Source organism: Rhodococcus sp. 852002-51564_SCH6189132-a (assembly GCF_001665495.1).
GTDB lineage: Bacteria > Actinomycetota > Actinomycetes > Mycobacteriales > Mycobacteriaceae > Rhodococcus > Rhodococcus pyridinivorans.
In genome coordinates this window covers 1-17,575 of the sequence record NZ_LZMJ01000012.1, presented here as the reverse complement: position 1 = coordinate 17,575, position 17,575 = coordinate 1, and the positions used below count along the sequence as shown (strand labels likewise).

The window sequence follows — 17,575 nt, the reverse complement described above, 5'->3', positions numbered from 1 at the left end:
AACTCTCGCCTGTAGCGATCTTGTGGAGCTAAGGGGACTCGAACCCCTGACCCCCACACTGCCAGTGTGGTGCGCTACCAGCTGCGCCATAGCCCCGTATTCGGTTGTACCGTTGCGCTCCGGTTGACCCCTTCGCGCTGAAAGAAAACTACACCATCGCGCTCGACGCCAACAAATCGGCTGGTAGACAGCGTGACTGTGGCGGGAGCACGCACCGTGCGCAGCTCCCGCCACCGCTCCGTCTATCCGACGAGTTCGGTCACCCAGTTCTCGTCGCCGAGGGCGTCGATAACGGTCCCCTCGTACACGACAGCCGGCGTGCCGGCCGCTCCGGTCGTCGCGAGCAGACGGCGTCCCGCCTCCGCGTCGGCCGAGGCCTGATCGATCCGGGCGCCGTCGGTGATGCACTGCGCGACGTCCTCGGAGGCACCCGCGTCGCGCGCCATCTGCGCGAGACCCGCGTTGTCGATGTCACCGTCGCCACCCTCGGCCGGTTGGTTGTCGGGCGACAGCAGGGCGTCGTGGAATGCGGAGAACGCGCGGGCATCGCCGCTCTCGGCGACGCACTGCGCCGCCGCCACCGCGCGGGTCGAGTAGTCGCCGCTGCTCGACGCCCGGTCGAGGAAAGCGAGCATCCGGTACCGGATCGCCAGTTGGCCGTCGTCGATCGCCTGGGCGAGCTCCTGCGAGTGCTTGTGTTCGAGTTCGGCGCAGTAGGGGCACAGCGGGTCCTCGAACAGGTCGACGGTCCGTGGGGCGTCGGGGCGGCCCAGCAGGATTGCGCCGTCGTCCTCGATCGACACTTCCACTGCGCCGTTCTGCACGGAGCCGTAACCGTCGTTGCGGGGATCGCCGCTGCCCGACGACCACAGGACACCACCGATGACGAGCGCACCGATCACCAGGATCGCGATGCCGCCGAGAATGTAGGTGACCCTGTTCGACGTCGGCTGCGGTGTGTACTTGCCGGATGAGACCTTCTTCGCGCTCACGGATGCTGCCCTCTACTGCTCGTCGGTGGGGAAGGACGATCTCACTCTGCCATCGACGGCTGAGGGGCCGCTGAGAGGGAAGCACATGAACCCGGACCGAGCGCGAACCAGGTGCGCGGCCGGACGACCAGCCATATCGACATCGCCAGGAAGCCGACGTCGCGGGCGATCTCGATCGCGTAGTCGCGGCCGTCGACGCCCTCGACCACACCTCCTCCCCCGAAGCAGCCGCAATCGATCGACAGGCCGCGCGCCCACGCCGAGGCGATCGCGGCGACGAGCGCGACCAGCCCCAAGGCGCTGACGAGCGCTGCGAAGCGCGTCGCGAGACCGACGAGCAGGACCAGGCCCAGGGCCAGTTCGAGAACGGGGAAGGCGGCGGCGAACGGCCGCACCCAGCCGGTGGGCACAATCTGGTACGCCCGTACCGCCACGACGGTCTGCGTCGGATCCGAGAACTTCACCCAACCGGAGACGAGCCACACCGCCGCCAGACCGTATCGGGCGAGCGTGGAGACGAGACCGACCCACATGCCGGCGACAATACCGGGCGGTCGTCTCACCGCGCCGTGTCGTCGGTCACCTGTGTCGCCTGCTCGACGACCCGGGGGCGTCCGACGACGAACCACGGCAGCGTCGCCGCTAGCATGATCACACCCGTGACCGCGAAGGCCGTCGAGTAGGACAACCGGTCCGCGAGGAAGCCTGCGGCGACCGGACCGATCACCGCGCCGACATCGGCGACCATCTGGAAGGTCGCGAGCACCGGCCCGCCCCGGGCCTTGCTGCCCACGACGTCGGCGACGGCGGCCTGCTGCGAGGGATTCGACAGCCCGGACCCCATACCCGCCACGAACGAGGTGATGAGGAACCAGACGACGCTCTCGGTGAATCCCATGGCGATCGTGCTGACCCCGCACACCACCAGTCCGGCCAGGACGAAGGGTCGCCGCCCGAACCGGTCGGACAGCTTCCCCGACTTGATGAGGACGAGTGCGTTGCCCACCGCGAAGGCGGTCAGCGCGACACCCGCGAACGCCTCACCCTCGTCGAGCGCCTCGACGACGAACAGAGGCACCATCGCCACGCGGACCCCGAACACCACCCAGCCGTTGGCGAAGTTCGATCCCAGGGCCGCGCGGTAGACCGGCGAGCGCAGCGCGTCGCGCAGGCGCATGACGGGCACGCCGTCCCCACTGTCGGGACGGGCGAGTTCCGACGAGCGCAGGCTGATCCCCACGACCGAGGCCGCGACGAGCAGCGCCACGGCGTAGATGAGAAAGGGTGCGCGCAGCCCCAGTCCGATAAGGGCACCGCCGAAGAGCGGGCCGAGGATGTTGCCCATGAGGAAGCTGGTCGCGTACAGGCCGGACACACGCCCGCGGGCGTCCGGGGGCGCGATCCGCACGAGCAGACCGAGCGCCGACACCGTGAACATCGTCGACCCGATGCCGCCGAGGGCCCGGAAGACGAGCAGCTGCCAGTAGCTCGCCGCGAATGCGCACGCGCCCGTCGACAGGGCGACGATGAGCAGGCCCGTGATGTAGACGGGCCGCTCCCCCAACTTCTGCACCAGCGACCCGCTCGCGGGTGCGAAGAGCAGTCGCATCGCCGCGAACGACGACACGACGACCGTCGCCGCCGTCACACCGACGTCGAAGCTTCGCGCGAATTGGGGCAGCGCGGGAGCGACGAGACCGAAGCCGAGCGCGATCACGAAACTCGCGACGACCAGAACCCAGATTTCCCGCGGCAAAGCCGCATCACGTGTCCGCATGATGCCCACGATGTTAGCGAGGCGCACGACCTCGCCCGGTCGCGCGGTGGGCGAGCGGGCTCAGGACAGGACGGACGAGACGAGTTCGCGTGCCGCCTGCTGGACCTCGGCGAGATGGTCGGGGCCGCGGAACGATTCGGCGTAGATCTTGTAGACGTCCTCGGTGCCGGACGGGCGGGCGGCGAACCACGCGTTCTCGGTGGTGACCTTCAGGCCACCGATCGCGGCACCGTTGCCGGGTGCCGCAGTGAGCGTCGCGGTGATCGGTTCGCCGGCGAGCTCGGTGGCGCCGACCTGCTCGGACGACAGTTTCGACAGCACCGCCTTCTGCTCGCGCGTCGCCGGGGCGTCCACGCGCGCGTAAGCGGGGTCGCCGTACCGATCGACGAGTTCGGCATAGTAGCGGGACGGGCTCTTCTCCGTCACCGCGGTGATCTCCGCCGCGAGCAGGGCGAGGACGATGCCGTCCTTGTCGGTGGTCCACACCGCGCCGTCGCGCCGGAGGAAGGACGCACCGGCGCTCTCCTCCCCGCCGAAGCCCAGCGAACCGTCGCTCAGCCCGGGAACGAACCATTTGAAGCCCACCGGCACCTCGAGCAGGTCGCGGCCGAGGCCGGCGGCGACCCGGTCGATCATCGACGAACTCACGAGCGTCTTGCCCACCTTGCTCGACTCCGCCCAACCGGGGCGATTGCGGAACAGGTAGTCGATCGCGACGGCGAGATAGTGGTTCGGATTGAGCAGACCGGCGTCGGGGGTGACGATGCCGTGCCGGTCGGCGTCGGCGTCGTTGCCGGTCGCGAGGTCGTAGGCCTCGCGGTTGCCGATCAGCGATGCCATGGCGTTCGGCGACGAGCAGTCCATGCGGATCTTCCCGTCGGTGTCGAGCGTCATGAACCGCCAGGTGGCGTCGACGAGCGGATTGACGACGGTGAGGTCAAGGGCGTGCCGTTCGGCGATCTCGCCCCAGTAGTCGACGCTCGCACCGCCCATCGGGTCGGCGCCGATCCGTACCCCGGCAGCACGGACGACGTCGAGATCGACGATGTTCGGCAGATCGTCGATGTAGGCGGCGAGGAAGTCGTGTCGTCCGGCGGACGCGAGCGCCGACGAGAGCGGCACCCGCTTCACCCCGTCGAGTCCGGCGGCGAGCAGTTCGTTGGCGCGAGCGGCGATGATCGACGTCGCGTCGCTGTCGGCCGGACCACCCGATGGGGGGTTGTACTTGAAGCCACCGTCGCGCGGAGGATTGTGCGAGGGGGTGACGACGATCCCGTCGGCGCGGGCACCGGAGCCGGAATTGTGCTGCAGGATCGCGTGACTGACGGCCGGAGTCGGGGTGTAGCGGTCGCGGGAGTCGACGACCACTTCGACGCCGTTCGCGACGAGCACTTCGAGCGCGCTCGCCCAGGCCGGTTCGGACAGGGCGTGCGTGTCGCGGCCGAAGAACAGCGGGCCCGAAGTGCCCTGCAGGGCGCGGTATTCGACGATGGCCTGGGTGGTCGCGAGGATGTGGGCTTCGTTGAACGCACCGTCGAGGCTCGAGCCGCGATGACCGGACGTGCCGAAAGCCACCTGCTGCGAGGCGTTCTCGGGATCCGGTTGCACGGTGTAGTAGGCGGTGACAAGGTGTGCGAGATCTTCGAGATCCGCCGCGGTGGCCGGCTGTCCCGCTCGTTCGTGCGCCATGTGCTCTCCTCGTCGATGGTGGTGTTCTCATCTTGCCGCCGATCCGCGGCACGCGCGGGATGAGTACCCCGATCCGCGCGTCGGTACGGATACTGACGAAAAGGTCATCACGGCCATGGGACCAAAGTTTCTGACCCGAAAGTAGTATTGGCGTTCACAATTAGGTGGCTAACTTCAGTGAACGAAATGAAGACGATGCCGGGGAGGACATTTCTTCGTTTCGCTCTCGCTGTTTCGGCGCCGTCTCCGACGTCTCCGGGACCGACAGCGACCGTGCCCGTCGTCGAGAACACTCACACTCTGAGTCTCGACGGCGGGCACTGCCGTTTCCCGAGACTGCCGATCAGGCTCACCCGGACAACAAGAAACCCGGGTAGGTGATCGATGGTCGATCACCTACCCGGGTCGATGGTGGAGCTGCCGGGAATCGAACCCGGGTCCTCCGCCGCCTCGCGAGGGCTTCTCCGTGTGCAGTTCGCTATGTCTCTACTCGGATCTCCCGTTCTCGCGAACAAGACGAGATGACGATCCCAGTCGCTGTTTGTTGTCCCGCACGTCTCCGCGACCGAGCCGTACGGTAGAGCTCTCTAGTCGATGCCAGGATCCGGGTCGAGAGCAAACCCGGGCTGACAGAGACGCGCTCGCTTAGGCAGCGAGGGCGTACTCGCGCTGAGTGGACTCGGCGCTTAATTGGTTGCAGCGACGCTTACGGTGGTCTCTTGCCTGCACCGACACGCTTCCCCTTGCTCAACGTACGCAGTCGAAACCGTTCAGCCCCGTACGCGCCTGCGACCTTCGCAGGACTACCTACTGTAACGACCCGAAGGCCCGATGTCATTCCCATTTTCGAAAACGATTCGTTGCCGGGTCATGAGCCTACTCACACCGCCGCTCACCGGCAACGGAACCGGGTCGGGGTGACCCGAGTCCGGCGTCGCCGGGTGTCACCCGTAGCGCTCCGTCCGGTGACGCGCTTTCCACGATGCCGGGTCCAGCGCCTCCAGGATTCGTGTTCTTCCCACCCCACCCCGGATCAGCCGGGCAGGCTGACGAGTGCGACGGCCAGTCCGGCTGCGAGCAGGCCGAGCAGTTTCACCCGGCTCACGCGCTCTCCGAGCACGATGACGGCGAGTAGCACCGTCACCGCCGGATACAGCGCCGCGATCACGCTCACCAGCGACAGCAGGCCGTGCTGGTAGGCGAACAGCAGTGCACCGTTCGCGATCACGTCGACCACGCCGATCCCGATCAGGATCGGCAGGAGCGACCGGATCGGCCACACCACGGTGCGCCACGAGAAGGCGATCACCAGCCAGACCACGAGGGTGGCGGTCGCGCGGGAGGCGGCGAGCGGCCACAGGCCGGTGCCGGTGCCGACCTGACCGAGGCCGATGAACGACAACGCGAAGGCGATGCCCGATCCGACCGTCCACCACGCGATCCTCGACGTGAAGCGCGGGTGTCCGACACCGGTGACGGTCTCGTCGGATTCGCGGCTGACCAGCCCCACCGCGATCACCGCGACGACGATGCCGAGATAGGCGAGCAGACCTGGCCGGTCCCCCGTCGCGATCCCGAACAGCACGGGGATTCCGGCCACGACGACAGCGGTGACCGGTGAGACGACCGACATCGGCCCGTTCGCCAGTGCGAGGTAGAACCACCAGACGGCGATGCCGCCGGCCACGCCCGCTGCGGCACCCCACGCGAGGGACGCCGCGGTGAGGTCGCCGCCGACGATCGACGCGGCGATCAGGGACACGACGAGCGAAGCCGGGTAGGTGACGGCGACGACGCCGAGTGCGCTCGCGCGACGGGAGGCGGCACCCCCGGCGAAATCGCTGAGGCCGTACCCGACCGCCGCGAGGAGCGCGAGCGCGACCGCGATCAGCGGCTCATGCCCTTCACTCGCCGGCCGAGCTCGCGGGTCACCTCACGTTCGGCGGTCCGGCGGGCGAGATCCTGACGCTTGTCGTAGTCCTGCTTGCCCTTGGCGAGCGCGAGCTCGACCTTGACCTTGCCGTCGGAGAAGTACATCGACAGCGGCACGAGGGTCTGGTTGCCCTCCCGGGTCTTGCCGACGAGCGCGTCGATCTCGCGACGGTGCAGCAGCAGCTTGCGGGTGCGGCGCGGAGCGTGGTTGGTCCACGTGCCGTGCCCGTATTCCGGAATGTGCAGACCCCGCAACCACACCTCGCCGTCGTCGACGGTCGCGAATGCGTCCACCAGGGAGGCCTTTCCCTCCCGCAGGCTCTTGACCTCGGTACCGACGAGGGCGATGCCCGCCTCGTAGGTGTCGAGGATGGTGTAGTTGTGGCGCGCCTTCCGGTTGGTCGCGATGACCTTCCGGCCCTTTTCCTTCACGTGCAGGCCTTTCCGGTCCACGATCGATCGAACAGAACACCGTCCAGCATAGGAACCTCGCACGACACCTTATTCACGCACGTACAGACGCAAGGTCACATACGAGGTGAGAGCGGCCATTCCCACGCCCACGAGGACCAGGAACGGCGAGACCAGAAGGATGTCGCTGTCGGTGATGCGGGCGACGATGTTCGCGTCGTAGACCTCGGTGAGCATGTCGTCGACGAACATGCTCTTGGCGACGAAGAGTCCGCCGATGGCGAGTGCGGCACCCACGATCGCGGCGATCACCGCTTCGAGGAGGAAGGGCAGCTGCGTGTACCAGCGGGTCGCGCCGACCAGCCGCATGATGCCGACCTCGGTGCGGCGGGTGAAGGCCGCGATCTGCACCATGTTCGCGATCAGAAGCACGGCCGCGATCGCCTGGATCGTGGCGATGGCGAACGCGCCGTTGCGGATGCCGCCGAGCACGCCGAACAGACGCTCGACGAGATCCTGCTGGTTGAGCACGCTGTCGACGCCGGGCCGGGTACCGAAATCGTCCTGGATCGCCGCGAATCGATCCGGATCGGACATCTTGATCTTGAAGGAGGCAGGGAAGCTGTCGGCACTCACGAGTTCGGCGAGTTCGGGCTGATCGGCGAAGACACGATCGGTGGCGTCGAGGACGGCGTCGTCGCGGCTCAGGTACTGGACCGACACCACGTCGTCGGTGCTCTCGAGGTCGCTGCGCAGGGTGGAGCAGAGATCCTGCTCGCACTCCGGATCGAGCGAGGAGATGTCCTCGGTCAGGAACACCTGCACCTCGACCCGGTCGAGGAAGATCCGTTCCGTCTTGCCCGCCATCTGGACCACGAGCAGCCCCGCACCGAACAGCGCGAGGGAGATCGCCGTGGTGAGGATCATCGCGATGGTCATGGTGAGGTTGCGGCGCAGGCCGGTGGTGACCTCGCTGAACAGGAAGCTGGCACGCATCGGGTGGGATTCCTTCGGTTGCCTGGTGGGGATGCTCGGGTGACGGGATCTAGCGGCCGACGCCGTAGACGCCGCGTGCCTCGTCGCGCACGACGCGTCCGAGATCGAGTTCGACGACCCGTCGCCGCATCGAGTCGACGATGTGGTGGTCGTGGGTCGCCATGAGCACCGTCGTGCCCGTGCGGTTGATGCGTTCGAGCAGCAGCATGATGTCCTGGCTGGTCTCGGGGTCGAGGTTGCCGGTCGGTTCGTCGGCCATCAGCACGAGCGGCCGGTTGACGAACGCACGCGCGATCGCGACACGCTGCTGTTCGCCGCCGGACAGTTCGGCGGGCAACCGGTCGGCTTTGCCGGACAGTCCCACCAGGTCGAGAACCTCCGGCACCGTCCGTTCGATCACTCCGCGCGGCTTACCGATCACCTCGAGAGCGAACGAGATGTTTTCGGCGACCGTCTTGCGCTGGAGCAACCGGAAGTCCTGGAAGACGCATCCGAGATTCTGGCGCAGCTTCGGTACGCGACGCGCCGGCAGCCGGTTGACGTGGAAATCGGCCACGTGGATGTCGCCGGTGGTGGGCTTCTCCTCTCGCAGGAGCAACCGGAGGAAGGTCGACTTCCCGGATCCGGAGGGACCGATGAGAAAGACGAACTCGCCTTTCTCGACGTGCACCGAGACCCCTTCGAGCGCGGGACGCGTGGACGTCTTGTAGGACTTGGACACATTCTCCAGCCGGATCACGTGGACATGCTAACCGTTACCGGACGGTGACCTACGGCACCGGCTCGTCGGTGCTCTACGACGACGGAGCGTCGGTGTCCTCGGTCACCGTCGGATCCTGCTGGTCGTTCAGTCCGGGGATCGTGGGCAGGTCGAACGGGAACTGCCTGTTCGTCGTGGTGGGGGGCGCTGTCGTCGTGGCATCCTGCGGCGGCGTCCCGCCCTGTTCCCTGCCCGGCACGCCGGTCGCCGTCGTCGGCGGATAGGGCGTGTCGGTGGTCTCCGGCACGGACTTCTCCTGCGGGGCGGTGGTCGCCGGCGGCACGTACGGCACGTAGGGCGTCTCGGAGATGATCACGGCGGTCGACGGCGCATCGGGGGTGTCCTCGGGCTGGTTGAGGAACAGGTAGGTCACCCACAGCGCAAGCCACAGGGTGCACAACGCGAAGGTCGTGGTCCTGATCCGCCCACCGAGGAGGTGCGACGGGATGCGCCTGCGGTGCTTCTCCTCCGGCTCGGTGGCCGCGCCCCCACCCGACGTCCCTCCACCCGGTGTCACTGTGCCTCCACTCGATCGACCACGCTGGCGGTGCCGAGCTGGGGCGTGACGGTGATGCCCTGTTCACGCAGTGCCCGCGCGATCCGCGCACGCAGCAGACGGCCCACCTGGAACTGCTTGCCGGGCAGCGTGCGCGCGACCATGCGGACGCTGAGCTGATCCACTTCGAGGCTCTCGACACCCATCACACTCGGTTCGTCGAGCAACAGCTCCCGCAGGCGGGGTTCCTTGTATGCGGCGACACCCAGTTCGCGCAGGATCTCGGTGACGTCGGCGATGTCGGCGGTCACCGGGATCGGCACGTCCACCACGGCGCGCGCCCAGTCCTTCGACAGGTTGACGGCCTTGTTGATCTGCCCGTTGGGGACGGTGATGACCTCGCCCGCCGTGCTGCGCACCCGGGTGACGCGCAACGTGACGTCCTCGACGGTGCCGATCGCGTCCTCGGACGCACCGGTCACGGAGATCTGCACGGTGTCACCGAAGCCGTACTGCCGTTCGGTGATGATGAAGAACCCCGCGAGGATGTCCTGCACGATGCGCTGGGCACCGAAGCCGAGCGCCGCGCCGAGCACGGTCGCCGGCGCGACCAGGCTGCCGATGGGCAGCTGGAGATAGTCGAACACCTTCAGGGTGGCGACGATGTACACGAACGAGATCGCCATCCACGTGACCACCTGGGCGACCGAATGGCGATGCTTCGTCGCCTCGGACCGCACGAGGTCGTCGGACTGCGTGTAGCGCTCGTCGATGCGCCGCGTGATGCGGCCGCCGATCCAGGAGACGAACCGGGCGATCAGAACCGCACCCAGAATCGTGAGTGCGATCAGCAGCCCGCTCGTCGACAACCAGTCGAGCAGTCTAGCTCCGGGAAGAAACGGCACAGGCCCCTCTCCTGTTTCCGATCACGATTTCTGCTCTTCCCGCATACGCCAGCGGATGCCCGATTCGAGGAATCCGTCGATGTCGCCGTCGAGCACCGCCGACGGGTTGTTGACCTCGTACTCGGTGCGCAGATCCTTGACCATCTGGTACGGGTGCAGCACGTAGGAGCGCATCTGGTTGCCCCACGAGCTGCCGCCGTCGCCCTTGAGCGCATCCATCTCGGCGCGCTCCTCCTGGCGCTTGCGCTCGAGGAGCTTGGCCTGCAGGACGCGCATGGCCGCGACCTTGTTCTGCAGCTGCGACTTCTCGTTCTGACAGGTGACGACGATGCCGGTCGGGATGTGCGTCAGACGCACCGCGGAGTCGGTGGTGTTGACCGACTGGCCACCCGGGCCGGACGAGCGGTAGACGTCGACGCGGACGTCGTTCTCGTCGATGTCGATGTGGTCGGTGGTCTCGACGACGGGCAGCACCTCGACCTCGGCGAAGGAGGTCTGGCGGCGTCCCTGGTTGTCGAAGGGGCTGATGCGGACGAGCCGGTGCGTGCCCATCTCCACCGACAGGGTGCCGTAGGTGTAGGGCGCCTTGACGGCGAAGGTGGCGGACTTGATGCCGGCCTCTTCCGCGTAGGAGGTGTCGTAGACCTCGACGCCGTAGCCGTGCTTGTCGGCCCAGCGGATGTACATACGCATGAGCATCTCGGCCCAGTCGGCGGCGTCGACGCCACCGGCGCCCGCGCGGATGTTGACGAGCGCGTCGCGCTGGTCGTACTCGCCGGACAGCAGCGTGCGCACCTCCATCGCCTCGATGTCGGCGCGCAGGCTCTCGCGTTCGGCCTCGGCGTCGGCCAGGGCGGCGGTGCGGGCCTCGCCCTCCTCGCCCTCGGCGAGCTCGTACAGAACCGGGAGATCCTCGAGCCGCTGGCGCAGGCCCTCGACCCGGCGCAGCTCACCCTGTGCGTGCGACAGTTCGCTGGTGACCTTCTGGGCGTGGTCCTGGTCGTTCCACAGCTCGGGATCGGCGGCCTGGTGCTCGAGTTCGTCGATGCGCCGTCGCAGCTCCTCGACGTCGAGGACCGACTCCACGGTGCGGAGGGTCGTGTCGAGCTCGGTCAGGGCTGCGGAAACATCGGGATGCACGATTCAACAGGTTACCGGAGCGACGAACGGGCCCGCCGTGGGCGGCGATCGACACGGGCAGGGCCCGAGCCGGGTCGAGCATCGCCGACCCCGGAGTGGACGGCAAGCTGCTCGGCCCCGAGCGACGGCGGCTAGCGTTTCCGTCATGACCACCGACTACACCGCCGACCTGGACCTCGCCCTCCGACTCGCCGACGCGTCCGACTCCATCACCCGCGACCGCTTCGGTGCGCTGGACCTGAAGGTGGACGACAAGCCGGACCTGAGCCCGGTCTCCGACGCCGACCTCGCCGTCGAGCGCACCATCCGCGAGGTGCTCGGCGAGCAGCGACCGGACGACGCGGTGCTCGGCGAGGAGTTCGGTGGCGACGCGGTCTTCCGCGGGCGGCAGTGGGTCGTCGATCCGATCGACGGCACGAAGAACTTCGTGCGTGGCGTACCGGTCTGGGCGAGCCTGATCTCGCTCCTCGAGGACGGTGTGCCCGTCGTGGGCGTGGTCAGCGCCCCGGCACTGAACCGTCGGTGGTGGGCGGCCGCGGACGGCGGCGCCTGGGTGTCGCACGACGGTGCCGAGCCCCGGCGCATCTCGGTGTCGGAGGTGACCGACCTCGCGTCGGCGTCGCTGAGCTTCTCGAGCCTGAGCGGCTGGCACGAGCGTGGCATCCGTGATCGTTTCGTCGCCCTGACCGACGACGTGTGGCGGGTGCGCGCCTACGGCGACTTCTTCTCCTACTGCCTGCTCGCCGAGGGCGCCCTCGAGATCGCGCTCGAACCCGAGGTTTCGCTGTGGGATCTGGCCGCGCTCGACGTGCTGGTGCGCGAGGCAGGTGGACGGTTCACGAACCTCGAGGGTGCGGACGGTCCGCACGGCGGCAGTGCGGTCGCGACCAACGGCACGCTGCACGACGAGGTGCTCGGTCGACTGAAGTGAGTGGCCGGCCCCACGCACGGATGGTCACGCGTGGGGCCGGGTTCGTCAGCGGACCGGGAGATGCACAGCGGTCTCGAGGTCGGCTTCGTTCGTGACGCCCGGATCATCGAGATAGACGTTGAAGTGGTGGGTGGCCACGTCGTCGTCGACCCGGGCCGCGGACAGGCCGTGTTCGGTCAGGAATTCGGCGATCGCCTCGTGGGGCCCGCGGGATCGATTCGGCGTACGGCCCGGTCACGGTGGCGACGACCGCCCGGCGTGAGGGGAACTCGTGGACCGTCAGCGGCTCGCGGGCCGTGGTTCCCGGCGCCACCGGCAGGAACACCGATTCGTCGACGTCCGACTCACGGAACTCGCCGTCGTGTTCGATGCATCCGCCGGGTCCGGTCGGGACGATGCCCTGCTCCTGCAGGGCGGGCATGAAGCGTTGCCACAGTTCACCTTCGGCCGAGTAGTCGGCGACGGTGCCACAGAGGCAGACGTACGTCTGCTGAGGAATCTCGCGCGGCATCGGCGGTCTGCTCGGGGAGGTATCGGCGGTAACCGCTGACCTCGTCGACCACGGCGGGGATCAGCACTCCCTGCGAGTCGTAGTGCCGCAGCATCCGCACGCTGATCCGGGTCAGGGACGAGAACTCTCCGATGGACATCAACCTGGTGGTGTCGGCCATGGCGCCGAGTCTGCGACCTCACACGGTGTGAGAGTCAACTCGTGCTCGCGACACAGCGGACGATGCTGGGCGACACGCGTCCACCGCGGAACTTACTGCGCGGTAGACAGTGACCTTACTCAAAAGTAAGATCGGGAGTGTCCGCTGCCGCATCGAGAGACTTCTGGTGATCATGAGCAAGCAAGACAGCGTGGGCCGCCACACGCCTCGCGACACGTCCGCCGTCGGCCTCAATCCGATCAAACGCGACGTCATGGGCGCTGCCATGCGCGTGCTCACCCGGATCACGGGCTCCGAACTGGCCGACCGGTACAAGATCCGCGAGACGATCGACCGGATCACGTACCAGTCCACGAAGACCGGCTTCAAGACCCTCGGCGCCGCCACGCGCACCTTCAAGAAGATGTCCGGCGGCGCGAGCGGCCCGCAGCGTCTCACCACCGCGAAGAACGCCGACTTCTTCGATCTCACCCCGACCGACGATCAGCAGATGATCACGGAGACGGTGCGTGAGTTCGCCGCCGAAATCCTGCGGCCCGCCGCGCACGACGCCGACGAGGCCGCCGCGGCCCCGGCCGATCTACTCGCGCGCGCAGCCGAACTCGGCATCACCATGGTCAACGTACCCGAGGCGTTCGACGGCGCCGCCGACGAGCGCGGCGTGGTCACCAACGTGCTGGTCGCCGAGGCCCTCGCGCACGGCGACATGGGCCTGGCCCTGCCGATCCTCGCGCCGAGCGGCGTGGCCGTGGCGCTCACACAGTGGGGCACCGAGGACCAACAGAAGACCTACCTGCCGGCCTTCGCCGGCGACGATGTCCCCCAGGCGTCGGTCGTCATCGCCGAGCCGCGCGCCCTGTTCGATCCCTTCGCGTTGCAGACCAAGGCGGTGCGCTCCCCCAGCGGCTACCGGCTCAACGGCGTGAAGTCGTTCGTCCCGGCGGCGGGCAGCGCCGAACTGTTCGTCGTGGCAGCCGAACTCGACGGTAAGCCGTCCCTCTTCCTCGTCGAGGCGAAGAGCAAGGGCGTCGTGATCGAGGCCGATCCGGGCATGGGCCTGCGCGCCGCCGGACTGGGCCGCCTTCTGCTCGAGGACGTCGCGGTGCCGGAATCGGCACGTCTCGGCGACGACGACGCCGACGTCCGCGCCGAGCAGTACGCCGACGCCGTGCGCCTGTCGCGCCTGGGCTGGGCAGCTCTGGCGATGGGCACCGGTCAGGCCGTGCTCGACTACGTGGTCCCCTACGTCAACGAGCGCGAGGCGTTCGGCGAGCCCATCAGCCACCGGCAGGCGGTGGCGTTCATGGTGGCCAACATCAAGATCGAGCTCGACGGTCTACGTCTGGCCACCCTGCGCGGTGCGTCGCGGGCCGAGCAGGGCCTGTCGTTCGCTCGCGAGGCGGCCCTGGCCCGCAAGCTCGCCACCGACAAGGGCATGCAGTTCGGCCTCGACGGCGTCCAGCTGCTCGGCGGCCACGGCTACACCAAGGAACACCCCGTCGAACGTTGGTACCGCGACCTGCGAGCAATCGGAGTCGCCGAGGGCGTCGTCCTCGTCTGATCGGCCCGACCCGAACAAGGAACCTGTGATGATCAATCTCGAACTTCCCCGGAAGCTCAAGGCTTCCGCGAACCAGGCCCATCAGGTCGCCGCGCAGATTTTCCGGCCGATCTCCCGCAAGTACGACCTCGCCGAGCACGAGTACCCCGTCGAACTCGACACCATGGCCGCGATGGTCGAAGGGCTCAACGACTCCGGCCAGGGCGCGGCGGGTGCCGCGCTCGGCCGCGACAGCAAGGCCAAGCAGGACGGCCCCGCCGGAAATGCCAACGGCGGCAACATGGCCGGACTCCTCAATGTCATCGAGACGTGCTGGGGCGACGTCGGCCTGACCCTGTCGATCCCCTACCAGGGCCTGGGCAATTCCGCGATCGCCGCGGTGGCCACCGACGAGCAGCTCGAACGCTTCGGCAAGGTGTGGGCCTCCATGGCAATCACCGAGCCCGGTTTCGGATCCGATTCGGCGGCCGTGACGACCACGGCCGTGCTCGACGGCGACGAGTGGGTCCTCAACGGCGAGAAGATCTTCGTCACCGCCGGTGAGCGTTCCACGCACATCGTCGTGTGGGCGTCCGTCGACAGGTCGAAGGGCCGCGCCGCGATCAAGTCGTTCGTCGTGCCGCGCGAGGCTCCCGGACTCTCGGTCGCGCGTCTCGAGAAGAAGCTCGGCATCAAGGCATCCGACACCGCGGTGCTCGTGCTCGACAACTGCCGCATCCCGAAGGACAACATCCTCGGCTCCCCGGAGGTGAACACCGAGAAGGGGTTCGCCGGGGTCATGCAGACCTTCGACAACACGCGTCCGATCGTGGCCGGCATGGCCGTGGGTCTCGGTCGTGCGGTACTCGAGGAACTGCGCACGATCCTGAAGGAGGCGGGCGTCGAGGTCTCCTACGACATCCCCGCGAACAACCAGCATGCCGCGGCCGCCGAGTTCCTCGCGCTCGAGGCCGACTGGGAGGCCGCCTACCTGCTCGCGCTGCGCGCGACGTGGATGGCCGACAACAAGAAGCCCAACTCCCTCGAGGCGTCGGTGTCGAAGGCGAAGGCCGGCCGCACCGGCACCGCGGTCTCGCTCAAGGCCGTCGAACTCGCCGGAACCTACGGGTATTCGCAGCGGCCGCTGCTCGAGAAGTGGGCACGCGATTCCAAGATTCTCGACATCTTCGAGGGCACCCAGCAGATCCAGCAGCTCATCGTCGCTCGGCGGGTGCTCGGAAAGTCGTCCTCCGAACTGAAATAACGCTCGGGGCATGGGGTCCGTCCGCGGGCGCCGGAAGGATGGGACCGGTGTCTGCGCACGGTACCGGACGTGTCGGAGGATCCATCGGGGTAGAGCCCTCGCCGCAGGTACGGCGAGGGCTCTACCCGTTCCAGGAAGATCATCCGTGGAAGATTGCCTGGAATGTGAGCTACGTCACGGCTACTGTGTGTGCTGACGCCGACACACAGCTAGGGGGACGGATGCTCGGTCAGGACATTCTCGGCAGGATCACGAGTGGGCGGATCACGCTCGACGACACGATCGGCCAGGTCAAGGACACCATCGGATCACTCGCGGTACTCCATCGCGCAGGTCTGCTGCACTTTCCGCGCGTAGACCACAGCATCGGGACGATCATGGCGGCCAACAAGTACGGCCCCTTCGCCGGCGCCGTGCACGCACAGGCCGAACGCGGTCTCGACGCCGTCGCCCTGATCGACGAGGCCGGCGATGTCACCTACAAGGAACTCGAGGCCCGCTCCAATGCCCTCGTGCGTGCGTGGCAACGCGCCGGGGTGGAGCCGGGATCGGTCATGGGCATCATGGCCCGGAATCACCGCGGTCTCGTGTTGACGATGCTCGCCACCGCCAAGCTCGGTGTGCGACTGGTGATGATGAACACCGGTTTCGCGCCGCGGCAACTCGTCGATGTCGCAGCGCGCGAACAGGTCTCGACGTTCGTCTTCGACAGCGAATTCGCCGAGGTCGCAGCCGCGCTCCCCGACGACGTGCGCCGGTACGTCTCCTGGGCGGACGACGAGGTCCCCGGCATCCCGACGCTGGAGCAGTCGATCGAAGGGCTGGACGGCTCGTCCCTGCCCGCGCCGGAGGTCTTCGGTGGATTCGTATTGCTCACCAGCGGCACCACCGGCACCCCGAAGGGCGCGCCGCGCGGCCGCACGTCACCGTTCGCGTCGGTCCAGTTCCTCGATCGGGTTCCGCTGCGCCCCGGGCAGACGATGCTCATGGCCGCCCCGGCCTTCCACGGCACCGGCGTCTCGCAGTTCGCGCTCGCCCTCGCACTGGGTCAGACCGTGGTGATGATGCGGCGCTTCTCCCCCGTCGACACCTTGGGCCTCGTCGAGCAGCACGGAGCGATCGTGCTGGTGGTGGTCCCGACGATGCTGCAGCGGATCCTCGACCTCGGACCGGAGAAGATCGCCGAGTACGACACCTCGAGCCTGAAGATCGTCTTCTCCGCGGGTTCGTCGCTCTCGCCCGACGTGTGTCGCCGGACGACGGAGGCGTTCGGACACGTGCTCTACAACCTGTACGGCTCCACCGAATGCGCCGTCGCGACGGTCGCGACCCCCGACGACATCCGGCAAGCCCCCGGCACGGCCGGTCGCCCTCCCGTGACGTGTCGGGTGGTGCTGTTCGACGACGACGGCAACCGCATCACCGAGCCGCACGTCCCCGGCCGCATCTTCGTCTCGAGCGGCCTGTCCTTCGCCGGTTACACCGACGGTCGCGACAAGGAACGCATCGGCGGGTTGCTGTCGATCGGCGACATCGGGCACTGGGACGAGAACGGCCTGCTCTTCGTCAACGGTCGCGACGACGACATGATCGTCTCCGGCGGCGAGAACGTCTATCCGCTCGAGGTCGAGAACCTGCTCGCCGAGCGGGAGGACATACTCGACGCCGCCGTGGTGGGTGTCCCCGATCCCGAGTTCGGGCAGCGGCTGCGAGCCTTCGTGGTTCCCTCCCCCGACTCCTCCCGCAACGCCGAGGACATCAAGGCGTTCGTGAAGTCGAATCTCGCCCGGTACAAGGTTCCGCGCGAGGTGGTTTTCCTCGACGAGCTGCCGCGCAACGCCACCGGGAAGCTGCTTCGCCGGGTGCTGGTGGAGATGGATCTGCCCGAGGATCCCGAGAAGGGGTACACCACCGCTCGGGGGTGACCCCCTCGAACGAACGAAGGCCGGGGGGGCGAGCCCCCCGCCCTTCGTGGTGGTAGCGGGGACAGGATTTGAACCTGCGACCTCTGGGTTATGAGCCCAGCGAGCTACCGAGCTGCTCCACCCCGCGTTGCATGAATGAACAGACA

At 67.8% G+C, this 17,575-nt stretch carries 16 protein-coding genes, 2 tRNA genes and 1 other RNA gene; 4 read left to right on the top strand and 15 right to left on the bottom strand.

Annotated elements, in window-relative coordinates; translation table 11 throughout:
* Positions 1-23 precede the first annotated feature (23 nt).
* The 13 genes from A5767_RS01865 to prfB all read right to left on the bottom strand — a co-directional run bounded on the left by A5767_RS01865 (position 24) and on the right by prfB (position 11,098).
* Positions 24-96, bottom strand: a tRNA-Ala gene (locus A5767_RS01865).
* 146 nt (positions 97-242) lie between these two features.
* Entirely contained in the window at positions 243-992 is a 750-nt protein-coding gene (locus A5767_RS01860; protein WP_006550359.1) for a DsbA family protein, read from the bottom strand.
* Positions 993-1,033: 41 nt separating this feature from the next.
* Positions 1,034-1,525 carry a MauE/DoxX family redox-associated membrane protein gene (locus tag A5767_RS01855; RefSeq protein WP_064851520.1) on the bottom strand — a complete coding sequence of 164 codons (492 nt, stop codon included), beginning with the start codon at positions 1,523-1,525 and terminating at the stop codon, positions 1,034-1,036.
* A gap of 26 nt (positions 1,526-1,551) precedes the next feature.
* Positions 1,552-2,769, bottom strand: coding sequence for an MFS transporter (locus A5767_RS01850; protein ID WP_033097228.1), 1,218 nt, complete (start codon positions 2,767-2,769; stop codon positions 1,552-1,554).
* A gap of 60 nt (positions 2,770-2,829) precedes the next feature.
* A complete protein-coding gene (gene pgm, locus A5767_RS01845) occupies positions 2,830-4,458 on the bottom strand; it encodes a phosphoglucomutase (alpha-D-glucose-1,6-bisphosphate-dependent) (RefSeq protein ID WP_064851519.1) in 1,629 nt (542 codons plus the stop codon).
* A gap of 409 nt (positions 4,459-4,867) precedes the next feature.
* Positions 4,868-5,236: a transfer-messenger RNA gene (gene ssrA / locus A5767_RS01840) on the bottom strand.
* A 255-nt stretch (positions 5,237-5,491) separates the two neighbouring features.
* The gene (locus tag A5767_RS01835) at positions 5,492-6,349 is read right to left on the bottom strand and encodes a DMT family transporter (protein WP_064851518.1); all 858 of its coding nucleotides are present in this window, start codon (positions 6,347-6,349) and stop codon (positions 5,492-5,494) included.
* Positions 6,346-6,822 (bottom strand): SsrA-binding protein SmpB, encoded by a 477-nt coding sequence (smpB, locus tag A5767_RS01830; protein WP_024101458.1) that lies wholly within the window; start codon positions 6,820-6,822, stop codon positions 6,346-6,348. Before smpB ends, A5767_RS01835 begins: the two co-directional genes overlap by 4 nt.
* Positions 6,823-6,891: 69 nt before the next feature.
* A complete protein-coding gene (gene ftsX / locus A5767_RS01825; protein WP_006550352.1) occupies positions 6,892-7,797 on the bottom strand; it encodes a permease-like cell division protein FtsX in 906 nt (301 codons plus the stop codon).
* A 49-nt stretch (positions 7,798-7,846) separates the two neighbouring features.
* On the bottom strand, positions 7,847-8,536 hold the full coding sequence (gene ftsE, locus A5767_RS01820; protein WP_006550350.1) for a cell division ATP-binding protein FtsE: 690 nt from the start codon (positions 8,534-8,536) through the stop codon (positions 7,847-7,849).
* Positions 8,537-8,591: 55 nt separating this feature from the next.
* Positions 8,592-9,074: a hypothetical protein gene (locus A5767_RS01815; RefSeq protein ID WP_064851517.1), complete on the bottom strand. Its 483-nt coding sequence runs from the start codon at positions 9,072-9,074 to the stop codon at positions 8,592-8,594.
* A complete protein-coding gene (locus tag A5767_RS01810) occupies positions 9,071-9,958 on the bottom strand; it encodes a mechanosensitive ion channel family protein (RefSeq protein ID WP_231913095.1) in 888 nt (295 codons plus the stop codon). Before A5767_RS01810 ends, A5767_RS01815 begins: the two co-directional genes overlap by 4 nt.
* A 21-nt stretch (positions 9,959-9,979) precedes the next feature.
* On the bottom strand, positions 9,980-11,098 hold the full coding sequence (prfB, locus tag A5767_RS01805; RefSeq protein WP_006550345.1) for a peptide chain release factor 2: 1,119 nt from the start codon (positions 11,096-11,098) through the stop codon (positions 9,980-9,982).
* A gap of 145 nt (positions 11,099-11,243) precedes the next feature.
* On the opposite strand from prfB, the gene hisN reads away from it, so the two are divergent.
* On the top strand, positions 11,244-12,029 hold the full coding sequence (hisN, locus tag A5767_RS01800) for a histidinol-phosphatase (RefSeq protein ID WP_064851516.1): 786 nt from the start codon (positions 11,244-11,246) through the stop codon (positions 12,027-12,029).
* 437 nt (positions 12,030-12,466) lie between these two features.
* Here hisN and A5767_RS23585 read toward each other — a convergent pair whose 3' ends face one another.
* Positions 12,467-12,700, bottom strand: coding sequence for a MerR family DNA-binding transcriptional regulator (locus A5767_RS23585; protein ID WP_231913094.1), 234 nt, complete (start codon positions 12,698-12,700; stop codon positions 12,467-12,469).
* A 166-nt stretch (positions 12,701-12,866) separates the two neighbouring features.
* On the opposite strand from A5767_RS23585, the gene A5767_RS01790 reads away from it, so the two are divergent.
* From A5767_RS01790 to A5767_RS01780, 3 genes are all read left to right on the top strand, one after another.
* Positions 12,867-14,261 carry an acyl-CoA dehydrogenase family protein gene (locus tag A5767_RS01790; protein ID WP_064851515.1) on the top strand — a complete coding sequence of 465 codons (1,395 nt, stop codon included), beginning with the start codon at positions 12,867-12,869 and terminating at the stop codon, positions 14,259-14,261.
* Between the two features lie 28 nt (positions 14,262-14,289).
* The gene (locus A5767_RS01785; RefSeq protein ID WP_064851514.1) at positions 14,290-15,504 is read left to right on the top strand and encodes an acyl-CoA dehydrogenase family protein; all 1,215 of its coding nucleotides are present in this window, start codon (positions 14,290-14,292) and stop codon (positions 15,502-15,504) included.
* Positions 15,505-15,725: 221 nt separating this feature from the next.
* Positions 15,726-17,429: an acyl-CoA synthetase gene (locus tag A5767_RS01780; RefSeq protein ID WP_064851513.1), complete on the top strand. Its 1,704-nt coding sequence runs from the start codon at positions 15,726-15,728 to the stop codon at positions 17,427-17,429.
* 50 nt (positions 17,430-17,479) lie between these two features.
* Here A5767_RS01780 and A5767_RS01775 read toward each other — a convergent pair.
* A tRNA-Met gene (locus tag A5767_RS01775) sits at positions 17,480-17,556 on the bottom strand.
* Positions 17,557-17,575 lie beyond the last annotated feature (19 nt).

What these genes read in the sequence shown, in the direction of transcription:
- A5767_RS01850 (WP_033097228.1), bottom strand. Translation starts at nt 2,769, where the DNA reads ATGCGGACACGTGATGCGGCTTTGCCGCGGGAAATCTGGGTTCTGGTC.
- pgm (WP_064851519.1), bottom strand. Translation starts at nt 4,458, where the DNA reads ATGGCGCACGAACGAGCGGGACAGCCGGCCACCGCGGCGGATCTCGAA.
- A5767_RS23585 (WP_231913094.1), bottom strand. Translation starts at nt 12,700, where the DNA reads ATGGCCGACACCACCAGGTTGATGTCCATCGGAGAGTTCTCGTCCCTG.
- A5767_RS01780 (WP_064851513.1), top strand. Translation starts at nt 15,726, where the DNA reads ATGCTCGGTCAGGACATTCTCGGCAGGATCACGAGTGGGCGGATCACG.
- ftsX (WP_006550352.1), bottom strand. Translation starts at nt 7,797, where the DNA reads ATGCGTGCCAGCTTCCTGTTCAGCGAGGTCACCACCGGCCTGCGCCGC.
- hisN (WP_064851516.1), top strand. Translation starts at nt 11,244, where the DNA reads ATGACCACCGACTACACCGCCGACCTGGACCTCGCCCTCCGACTCGCC.
- A5767_RS01785 (WP_064851514.1), top strand. Translation starts at nt 14,290, where the DNA reads ATGATCAATCTCGAACTTCCCCGGAAGCTCAAGGCTTCCGCGAACCAG.
- A5767_RS01855 (WP_064851520.1), bottom strand. Translation starts at nt 1,525, where the DNA reads ATGTGGGTCGGTCTCGTCTCCACGCTCGCCCGATACGGTCTGGCGGCG.